This window comes from Gordonia sp. OPL2 (assembly GCF_003797825.1).
Lineage (GTDB): Bacteria > Actinomycetota > Actinomycetes > Mycobacteriales > Mycobacteriaceae > Gordonia.
This window is the reverse complement of record NZ_RKME01000134.1, coordinates 1-392: the sequence shown is the minus strand read 5'-3', so window position 1 is coordinate 392 and position 392 is coordinate 1. Positions and strand designations below refer to the sequence as shown.

The 392-nt window shown below is 67.9% G+C and carries 1 protein-coding gene; it reads right to left on the bottom strand.

The features are described 5' to 3' along the window. On the bottom strand, positions 1-392 hold a 392-nt coding region (locus tag EEB19_RS26655), incomplete at both ends, for a VOC family protein (protein ID WP_187590320.1).

Here is a 392-nt window from a genome sequence, read left to right as displayed (position 1 = left end):
CTGCATTCCTTCGCGGTCGTTGGTCAAGAGCTCCGTCCAGCAGAAGCTGCCCGCGGTGTTCCGCTCCGCCGTGTGCGGCTCCTTCGCCTGCCACAGCGCGAACTCCGCGCCTTCGAGGTCGCGCAGCGTGGCGGCGCGGCCCTTGCCGCCCCAGTCGCGCGGCTCTTCGACCACGAAGAAGCCCAGGTTGCGCGCTTTGGCCACCGTGGCGTCTACGTCCGCAACGGCGATGTTGGATACCCAGCGCCCGTTTTTTCCCCGCAAGATTCCCGCGGCGTAGTCGCCGCCCTTCCTGGCGATGACGTAAGGCTCGTCGCCTCCGGCCACCGCTTTCTCCTCGAACGACCAGCCGAATAGGGGGGCGTAGAAGTTCCTCGCGGCCTCCACGTCGG